We start from the raw sequence: 7,116 nt of genomic DNA, 5'->3' as shown, positions 1-7,116 counted from the left end.
CGGAATCGCGCTCGGGAATCGGTATGGCTGTGGGGCGGCAGCTGGGTCAAGGAGCTCTCCAGCGAGATGCCACGGCCAAACCCGGTGCCGGCGCGCGCCGTGCCGCGATGTCGCTGACGGCGGGCTTCGCCCTCGGTGCCGGAGTTGCCGGCGTGCTCGCGCAGTGGGCACCCTGGCCGACGCACCTCGCCTACAGCGTGCACGTGCTGATCTGCATCGTCGCCGGTGTGGGCATGCTCTCGGTGCCCGAAACACGTACTGCCACAGCGGCATCGAAGAACAAGAAGCTGCTCGACGACCTGAGGATTCCATCCGCCTCGCATCGCCGGTTCCTGTTCGTCGTGCTGCCGTTGGCGCCGTGGGTCTTCGGTGCGGCGAGCGTCGCCTACGCGGTGCTGCCGTCACTGATGGCCGACGCCTTGGCCGACGAGCCCGGTGGTGGCTATCCCGTCGCACTCTCCGCGGCGATGGCCGTGATCGCTCTCGGCTCCGGGTTCGCGATCCAGGCCGTCGGGCGTCGCATCGACACACCCGCCAACGCCCGAGGCGCACTGGTGGCGCTGACTCTGCTGGTGATCGGTATGGCTGTCGCGGCGTGGGCGGCGTCGGTGCTCACCATTGCCGCGGCGCTGATCGCGGCAGCGGTTCTCGGATGTGGGTACGGCATGGCGTTGGTCTCGGGTCTGCAAGAGGTGCAACGCATTGCGGGCCCCGACGATCTCGCCGGCCTCACCGCAGTGTTCTATTCTCTGACCTATCTGGGCTTCGCGGTGCCTGCCGTTCTGTCGGCGCTCACCGAGACCTGGCCCGGGGTGGTCACGTATCCGATCATCTTCGGATTCGGCGCGGTGATGGCGGCTCTGTGCGGCCTGGTGGTTCGGTCGAAGACGTCTGCTCACTTGCCGTAGGACGGAGGTTGGATCCGTTCTGTTTTCCGGGCTGTCTACGCTGCCGCCGGATCAGCATCGCCGCCCCCACCAGGCCGGCTACGACGAGAATTGCTCCGGCGGTCGCACTGGCGACGCGCTCGGGCCACGGCAAGATGGTCGGCACCCTGAACATGCCCCGGTAGAACGGCTCGATCATCGCGCCGGCGGGGACGATCAGACGCGCGATCAAGCCTGACGGGCCGCCGCCTCGCGCCACGGCACCGACCAGACCCAACGGGCCGCCAACGACAAGTGCCAGAGCGAACCACATTCGGTTGCCCGCCCATACGGTCTCGTCGAACATCCCGAACAACTGCCCGACACCGTAGTGCACCACCAACGCCAGCAGACTCGCGACGATCCCTGCCGCGACTGCGTGCAGCGGACGGCGGACCAGCCAGCCGGACAGGATGGGCAGGCCGGCCCACACGGCTCCCGAATTCGCCAATTTGCTGAGGGTCGAGCGCACGGCCAGCAAAGTGTTTGCCTGAGCGGACAACTGGCTTTCGCTCGTGACATTCGAGGCGAGCGACACCAGAGCTACGGTGATCGCGGCTGCAATGACAAGTCCCCACACCGTTGCGCCATGGACAGACAGTACTCGGGGCCGTTCGGCGCGCACGAGAGACAGGTTCGGCCCTAGGATCAGCGGCATCATGCTGCAGTCTTCGCGCACGGTCCCGCCGCATCGGGTACCTCCGACGGTGGCGCTCGCGGGTGCGACCGTATGGAACCGGCATGAGGCGTACTGGTTTCTGATCGCTGTGATCGTGCCGGCCGCCTGCTGGTCCAGATATCCGACGGTGGTGCCGTACGTCTTCGCGGTCCTTCTCTTCGGTGCCCTGGTGTTTCGCTGCAGACGGATTGTCTGGTGGGTGTCGATGCTGCGCTGGGGACTGATCGCCGACGTCGAGACCGTGGACACCGCTCTGCGAGGCGACCGCAACCTTCGGCTCGCGCACGCCACCGGATGGAACGTCCAACGGCGTTGGTACACCGGGGTTGTCAGCGAATCCACGGTTCGGTACCGGGCCGGAGAAGCGCGCGGTCACCTGTTCGTTCGGGGACTTCCGTTCACCACCGGGGTGGTGCTCGCGCACTCGAAGCAGCCGTCGTCTGCCATGGCCATCAGCGACTTCCCCTGTGATCTGCAATTGGACGGCAAGGGACGCTGGGCGGCGTCGTTCCCGAGAGGGTTCTGGCTGCAGGCACTGGCGACGACGGCACTGTACGGCTACGCAGTGGCAGGTCTCGCGGTGTCGCTCCGGTATCGCTGACGCAGGCGTCGAGGACTGCCCGCGTACCTGTTGTCGTTTCGGTAGCCATGCGGTGAACAGTCAGGTTCGAGCCCGCGACCATGTCGACGAAACAGCCGATTTTGATACCTTGACTAAGTAATAATTGGAGGGTGAATCGAGGAGGACCAATGAACCAGCGCAATGCATCGCGGATTGCTACCGGAGCCTTGGTGGCCGCGGCAGGGTTGTTTTCCTTTGTAGCAACGGATATTCCGGTACATGCCCAGGTTGTCGATTCACCGGCGCTCGGTGTTGCCAAAACCAGCGACAGCGACTTCACTGTGGCGCTCGTCGGCTACGACGTCGCAGTAGCGAACGATGGAACCGCAACCGCAACCAGCATCGAAACCGGAGCGACAGAGGCTTTGCCGACTTCGGCCACCTCGGCCGACGGTAGCCCTGTGGGGATTCAGTACGCAGTGTCAGGTTCGTCGTTGCGTGTGCACGCAGTAACTGTGCCCCGTCCAGGTGAAGTCACAACCTTGGGCATAGGCAACTGCATCGCCGGAATCGGTGGAGGCGCGGTGTCCGGAGGTACCGCAGCCGGACTCGCCGGTGCCGCTGTCGGTACGGTGACTCTGCCGATCGTAGGCACGGTCGGCGGTGGTCTGGTAGGCGCAATCGGCGGAGCGTCGGCGGTGGCCTCACCGGTGGAGCAACCTTCTGCTGAGGGAGCGGGCATGAAATACAACTACTCCGGACCCTGGCCGATTTTCGCCGTGTTGGCCGTCATCGTGGGTTGGGTGCTGTTTCAGGTCGTGGCACTCGATGCGAGTGTCGGCCGCGCCATCGCGTCGCCGATCAATCTTTTCGCGCTGATGTCAGCGGGCTTGATGACCATCGGTTATGCGCAGAAGCGCCGTCGCCGTATCTGACCGGCAGATCGGCTCCCCAGACTCGGATCCAGGCCTCCGATTGCAGGCTGGTTTCCGAAACTGGGGAGCCGATTGGCGACGCTGGAACTACGGCAACGACGGCATCTGCTTGTCCACGAGCCATGCGTCCCACAGACTTCGGGGGCAACCGAAGCGGGAGGCAAGGTCGGTGAAGTCCGCCGTTGCGACCGTCGAGTAGCGGTACTTGGAGGTCCATTCCTGGATCAGGCCGAAGAAGCGCTCGTCGCCGATGGTGCGCCTTACTGCGTGCAGTGCCAGTGCGCCGCGCTTGTACACGCGGTCGTCGAAGATGCGCGCCGAACCGGGATCGGTGAGCTGCATGTCCATGGCCAGACCGCGCTGAATGGTGTGCGCGCGTTTGGCCTTGTCGTGAGCCGTTGCGCCGCCGGAGTTCTCGGCCCAGATCCACTCCGAGTAGCACGCGAATCCCTCGTGCAGCCAGATGTCGGCCCACTTGCCGAGGGTGAGGGAATTGCCGAACCACTGGTGCGCCAACTCGTGCGCCACCAGACGCTCGTAGTACCGGGAACCGGAACAGTGATTGGCACCGAAGATCGACAGCCCCTGCGCCTCGATCGGAATCTCGAGATCGTCGTCGGTCACCACCACGGTGTACGACGCGAAAGGGTAAGGGCCGTACAGCCGTACGAATGTATCCATCATCTGTGGCTGACGACCGAAGTCGTGATCGAACTGCGCTCGCAGGCGCGGCGGGGTGATGGCCTTCATCGGCACCGGCCCCGGGCTGACGATGCGATGCTCGTACGGACCGATCTGGATGGTCGCGAGGTAACTGGCCATCGGCTCGGGCTGCTCGTACACCCACGTGGTGCGGCTGGCGCGAGTCTGCTTGCGCACCAACGTTCCGTTGGCCACCGCGTAATACGGCGAATCGGTGGTGATGGTGATGCCGTAGCTGGCCTTGGACACCGGATGGTCGTCGCACGGGAACCACGATGCCGCGCCGTTGGGCTGACTCGCGACGAGCGAGCCCTCGGTGAGCTCTTCCCAGCCGACCTCACCCCATACACCGTTGATGGGCTTGGGAGTTCCGCCGTACGCCACTGTGACCACCAGTGCCGCGCCCGACGCGATGGGCTTGGCGGGGGTGATCTTGAGCTTGCCGCGCTGGTGGCTGAACTTCACCGAGCGTGAGCCGTTGACCGACACCTTGGATACGTTCATCGCCGGTCCGAGATCGAACGCGAACTTCGACACCGTCGCCGTGGTGACCGCGGTGATCTTCGCCTTGCCCGTCAATCGGTTGCTCTCGACCTTGTACTCGAGGTCGAGTTCGTAGCGCGAGACGCGATAGCCGCGATTGCCGTTCTGCGGGAGGTACGTATCGATCGGGTTGTCACTGGAGTCGACGTCGAACACCGGGGCCACGAGCCTGTCTGCCACGGCGATCACCCCTCGTTTCGGTCGTCGCGAATCCGCGGAAAGGGATCACCCTTGGCCCACGGCGCGATCGGATTGCCCTGCCAACGAGTATGCGCGGGAACCGTATCGCCGCGCATCACCAGAGAGGCAGGCCCCACCGTTGCGCCGTCACCGATTCCCGACGCCGGCAGCGCGACACAGTGTGGTCCCAGTGTTGCGCCTCTGCCGAGATCGACCGTGTCCATGGACATGATCCGATCATGGAACAGGTGCGTCTGCACAACGCACCCTCGGTTGACCGTCGCACCGTCGGCCAAAGTCACCAGATCGGCCTCGGGAAGCCAGTACGTCTCACACCAGACCCCGCGGCCGATATCCGCACCGAGCCACCGCAACCACATGTTCAATACCGCGGTGCCCTCGGCGGCGCGCGCGAACCACGGCGCGGCAACGGTCTCGACGAACGTGTCTGCCACCTCGTTGCGCCACACGAACGAACTCCACAGCGGATGATCGGTCTTGCCGATCCGGCCCACCCACAGCCACTTCGCCAACGCCGACACCGCAGCAGCCACGAAACCGGCGACGAGCAGGACGACGCCACTGAGCAACGCAGCCAACCAGTACCCGACGGCGTCGGCGAGCGCGGTGAGCGAGAACAGCACTCCGAGCCCGATACCGAACGTAACGACGACGGGAATCAACCGGCACGTCTCGACGAACGACCGGGCGACCTTGAGCTTGCGCGGCGGATCGAACGTGCGCGACGAATCCGCACTCCCGGCGGCTCGACGCAGCCGCACCGGTGGACTACCGAGCCACGACGAGCCGGACTTCGCCTTGTCCGGCGTTGCCGACAGCACCGCGACGAGCCCGTTCTTCGGGACGGTTCGCCCGGGACCGGTCATGCCGGAGTTACCGAGGAACGCCCGCTTGCCGACCTTGGCGTCGCCCAGATGCATCCAGCCGCCGCCTAGTTCGTAACTGGCGACCATGGTGTCGTCGGCGAGGAACGCTCCGTCGGCGACCGTGGTGAACTTGGGAATCATCAGCACCGTCGACGCCTCGACGTCCTTGCCGATCTTCGCGCCCAGCAGCCGGAGCCAGTGCGGCGTCAACAACGACGCGTAGAGCGGGAACAGGAACGTGCGCGCCGAGTCCATCAGACGTTCGGTGGCCCACACCTGCCAGCCGATGCGGCTGCGCACCGGGTGGTAGCCGCCGACGAGTCCGATGCTGAGCAACCGCACCGCGACGACGGTGATCAGCGCGAACACCGCCAACGACACCAACGTCGCGACGGGCAACATCACCAGACCACGTTCGAAGGCGTCGAACACGGAGTCCGCGGTGTGAATCCACCAGCCCATCAGCACCAGGCTGACACCGATCGAGAACAGTGCCATACCGGACAGGAACAGCGACGCGACGCCGTACGCGAATACCCACTTCGTCGCGCGCGGCGGTGTTTCCGCGGGCCACGGATGATCGGCCTTGCCGACCTTCTGGGCCGGCGAACCGGACCACATCTGACCGGCCTTCACCCGTCCGACGACGGCAGAGCCTGCCGTGACGACCGAGTTCTTGCCGACCTTGGTTCCGGGCAGAAGTGTGGAGCGGGCACCGACGGTGGCACCGGCGCCGATCTCGACGCCGCCGATGTAGACGAGATCGCCGTCGATCCAATGCCCGGACAGATCCACCTCGGGCTCGATGGAACAGCCGTCGCCCAGCTCGAGCATGCCGGTGACCGGCGGCATCGTGTGCAGGTCGACACCCTTACCGATCTTGGCACCGAGAGCGCGCGCGTAGTAGACCATCCACGGTGCGCCCGAGAGGTTCGATGCACCACTGGCATCGGTCAATCTCGTTGCCGCCCACAGCCTGATGTGCATGCTGCCGCCGCGCTTGTACGCGCCCGGTTTCAAGCCCGCCAACAGGATGCGCGATCCGATCACCGAGATCGCCATGCGGCCGACCGGAGTGATGAACAGGATGAATGCCACGAGCACCCACCACCACGACAGCGTCGGAGCCCAGGGCACGTCGCCGAACCAGGACATGACGTTGAACAGCAGCCCGAGCCAGGTGACCCACTGCAATCCGGTCAGGGTGGTCAACGGAACCGTTGCCGCGATCTGCGCCCACTGCGCGGTGCGCGACGTCGGCGCGACCTCACGCGGAACGGCCTCGACGACCGGCTTCAGATCGTCGAGATACTGCGCCAGCGAACCCAGCCGCGGGTGGTCGTAGAGCTGCGCGACGGTGATCTCGGGGAACCGCTCGCGCAACGCCGTCACCAATTGCGCGGCCGAGAGCGAACCGCCGCCGTTGGCGAAGAAATCGGCGTTCTCGTCGGACACCTGCGCGCCGAGGATGTTGGTCCACAGTTCGGCCACCCACCCCGCCGTCCCGCCGAGCGAGGAGGCCCCCCGCCATGCCGGGCAGGGGCCACGGCAGCGCATTGCGGTCGACCTTGCCCGAGGTGCGCGTGGGCATCTCGTCGACCAATGCAAGCCGCGGGACCAGTGCCGCAGGCAATTGCTCGGCGAGCAATTCGCGAGCGGCTTCGAGATCGAAATCGGGGTTGGTGCTCGCGAGATATCCGAC

At 65.5% G+C, this 7,116-nt stretch carries 4 protein-coding genes and 2 pseudogenes; 3 read left to right on the top strand and 3 right to left on the bottom strand.

The annotated features are described in order from the left end of the window. Positions 1-908 (top strand): annotated as a pseudogene (locus RHBS_RS21790) (MFS transporter); the annotation flags it as partial. On the opposite strand, the gene RHBS_RS21785 reads toward RHBS_RS21790, so the two are convergent. Next, entirely contained in the window at positions 829-1,587 is a 759-nt protein-coding gene (locus RHBS_RS21785; RefSeq protein ID WP_187298589.1) for a DUF6518 family protein, read from the bottom strand. The pseudogene RHBS_RS21790 and the gene RHBS_RS21785 sit on opposite strands and share 80 nt — an antisense overlap. Here RHBS_RS21785 and RHBS_RS21780 point away from each other — a divergent pair. Beyond that, positions 1,586-2,206 (top strand): hypothetical protein, encoded by a 621-nt coding sequence (locus tag RHBS_RS21780; protein WP_121872120.1) that lies wholly within the window; start codon positions 1,586-1,588, stop codon positions 2,204-2,206. The two genes, RHBS_RS21785 and RHBS_RS21780, sit on opposite strands and share 2 nt — an antisense overlap. Positions 2,207-2,355: 149 nt before the next feature. After that, positions 2,356-3,102: a hypothetical protein gene (locus RHBS_RS29210; protein WP_187298588.1), complete on the top strand. Its 747-nt coding sequence runs from the start codon at positions 2,356-2,358 to the stop codon at positions 3,100-3,102. An 87-nt stretch (positions 3,103-3,189) separates the two neighbouring features. Here the strand turns inward: RHBS_RS29210 and RHBS_RS21770 are convergent, their stop codons facing one another. Together RHBS_RS21770 and RHBS_RS21765 are read right to left on the bottom strand one after the other, a co-directional pair. After that, complete coding sequence (locus tag RHBS_RS21770; protein ID WP_121872940.1) at positions 3,190-4,527, bottom strand: M1 family metallopeptidase; 1,338 nt, start codon at positions 4,525-4,527, stop codon at positions 3,190-3,192. Positions 4,528-4,532: 5 nt separating this feature from the next. Then, positions 4,533-7,116 (bottom strand): annotated as a pseudogene (locus RHBS_RS21765) (Pls/PosA family non-ribosomal peptide synthetase); the annotation flags it as partial.

This window comes from Rhodococcus sp. BS-15, from assembly GCF_000813105.1.
Lineage (GTDB): Bacteria > Actinomycetota > Actinomycetes > Mycobacteriales > Mycobacteriaceae > Rhodococcoides.
This window is presented reverse-complemented; position numbering and strand designations above follow the sequence as displayed.

Excerpts from the sequence above, each read along its gene's own strand:
- RHBS_RS21780 (WP_121872120.1), top strand. The coding sequence starts at position 1,586 with ATGCTGCAGTCTTCGCGCACGGTCCCGCCGCATCGGGTACCTCCGACG.
- RHBS_RS29210 (WP_187298588.1), top strand. The coding sequence starts at position 2,356 with ATGAACCAGCGCAATGCATCGCGGATTGCTACCGGAGCCTTGGTGGCC.
- RHBS_RS21785 (WP_187298589.1), bottom strand. The coding sequence starts at position 1,587 with ATGATGCCGCTGATCCTAGGGCCGAACCTGTCTCTCGTGCGCGCCGAA.